The sequence below is a fragment of the Kitasatospora sp. MY 5-36 genome (genome assembly GCF_001182915.1).
Classification (GTDB): Bacteria; Actinomycetota; Actinomycetes; order Streptomycetales; family Streptomycetaceae; genus Kitasatospora.
Map to the genome: position 1 here is coordinate 1 of NZ_LFVW01000487.1, position 2,080 is coordinate 2,080.

Annotated in this window: 2 protein-coding genes; one reads left to right on the forward strand and one right to left on the reverse strand. The window is 73.8% G+C overall.

Features of this window, described 5'->3' with window-relative positions; genetic code table 11:
* The first annotated feature begins 275 nt into the window (after positions 1 to 275).
* Positions 276 to 1,202, forward strand: coding sequence for an LAETG motif-containing sortase-dependent surface protein (locus AE652_RS27860; RefSeq protein ID WP_049656353.1), 927 nt, complete (start codon positions 276 to 278; stop codon positions 1,200 to 1,202).
* 81 nt (positions 1,203 to 1,283) lie between these two features.
* On the opposite strand, the gene AE652_RS27865 is transcribed toward AE652_RS27860, so the two are convergent.
* The coding region (locus tag AE652_RS27865; RefSeq protein WP_049656355.1) for a dihydrolipoamide acetyltransferase family protein at positions 1,284 to 2,080 on the reverse strand (797 nt) is incomplete at its 5' end.

The following is a 2,080-nucleotide window of genomic DNA, read 5'->3' on the forward strand; positions in this document are numbered from 1 at the left end:
GCGCTCCTCGCCCTCGGGGCCGGCGCCCTGATCGCCGTGCGCCGCCTCCGCCGCCAGCACTGACCTGCGATCGTCGGCGCCGAGCGGGCCCCGGCGCCGACGGTCGAAAGATTCTCGGAACCCGCCTGCAACCCCCGGCGGGGATGCACGTCCATACAGATGAAGGCACGGAGAGCGAGACCGGCGGAGCCGGGGGGCGCTTCCGCTCGTGAAGCAGCGGGGCCGGTCGTCTTCACCCACACACCACCAGCACGACGACTTTGGGGAGTCACGTCATGCGCACGTCCGTTATCACCCGTTTTGCGAAGAACGACCGCGCCTTCTCCGGCCGCCGCCGCATCGCCACCGTCGCCGCCACCGTCGTCCTCGCCGGCGGCGTCCAGCTCCTCACCACCGACACCGCCTGGGCCTGCGGGGCCCCCGACAAGGCCCCGGTCACCACCCCGGCGAAGCCGTCCGCCGCGGACGAGGAGGACCGGTCCGTCGAGCTGCACGGCCAGGGCACCAACGCCACCTTCCTCAAGGCCCCCGGCACGCTCACCGTCGGCGGCCCCAAGGCGGAGTTCGACGTCCAGTTCTTCAACGGGACCGGTGCCGACTACCACCGGATCTTCCCCGGCATCGCGTTCTTCAACACGAACGGGGCCACCCCGAAGCCCTCGCAGGTCACCGCCGAGGTCATGGCGAACGGCACCTGGCAGCGCGTGAAGCTGGCGAACGGCTGCGACCCGGCGATCGGCGGCTCCCTCCCGTCCGCGGGCGGGCCGCTCGCCGACGGCCACGCCGTCCGCTACCGCTTCCGGGTCGGGCTCTCCGCCGACGTGGCCAAGGGCATCGACGGGCTCCAGGTCACCGTCAAGCCCAGCGAGGGCCGGGGCGTGAGCACCGACGTCAAGGTGGTGCACCCGGCGGCGCCCGCCAAGCCGACCACCCCGGCCAAGCCCGCGCCCACCAAGGAGGCCAAGCCGGCCCCGGCCAAGCCCGCCGCCGAGCAGACCAAGGACACCGCCGCGGCCGCCCCGGCCCCGAAGCCGACCACGCCCTCCGCCGCCCCGGCCACCACCGCGCCCGCCGGCACCCCCGAACTCGCCCAGACCGGCTCCTCCTCCACCAACACCTTCCTCGCCGCCTCCTCCGCCCTGCTCCTCGCCCTCGGAGCGGGCGTCCTGATCGCCGTCCGTCGACTCCGTCCCCAGCGCTAGTCGAACGGGCGGTCACACCGAAGGGGCCCTCCTCCGCACGGCGGTGCGGAGGAGGGCCCCTTCTTCGGTGCTACCGGGCCGTCAGCCCCAGGTGATCAGGCGCTTCGGGCGCTCCAGCAGCGCGGCCACGTCGGCCAGCACCTTGGAGCCCAGCTCCCCGTCCACCAGGCGGTGGTCGAAGGAGAGCGCGAGCGTGGTCACCTGACGCGGGACCACCTTGCCCTTGTGCACCCACGGCAGTTCCCGGACCGCGCCGAAGGCCAGGATGGCGGCCTCGCCCGGGTTGAGGATCGGGGTGCCGGTGTCGACGCCGAAGACGCCGACGTTGGTGATGGTGATCGTCCCGCCCTGCATGTCGGCCGGCGAGGTCTTGCCCTGACGGGCGGTCTCGACCAGCTCGCCGAGCGACGTGGCCAGCCCCGAGAGGGTCCTGGAGCCGGCGTCCTTGATGTTCGGGACGATCAGGCCGCGCGGGGTGGCCGCGGCGATGCCGAGGTTCACCTGGCCCTTGAGGACGATCTCCTGGGCCGCCTCGTCCCACTGGGCGTTGATCCCGGGGTGCCGCTTGATCGCGGTGAGCAGCGCCTTGGCGACGATCAGCAGCGGGCTGACCCGGACGTCCCGGCCCAGCTCGCCGCTCTCCTTGAGCCGGCGGACGAACTTCATCGTGCGGGTCACGTCGACCTGCACGAACTCGGTCACGTGCGGGGCGGTGAAGGCCGAGGCCACCATCGCCTGCGCGGTCGCCTTGCGGACGCCCTTGATCGGCACCCGGACGTCGCCCGCGCCGGACACCGGCGCCTGCGGCGCGGCCGGCTCGGCCACGGCGGTCTCGGCCACCGGCGCCACCGGGGCCGCCGGAGCGGCCTGGGCGGCGG

What these genes read in the sequence shown, in the direction of transcription:
- AE652_RS27860 (WP_049656353.1), top strand. Translation starts at nt 276, where the DNA reads ATGCGCACGTCCGTTATCACCCGTTTTGCGAAGAACGACCGCGCCTTC.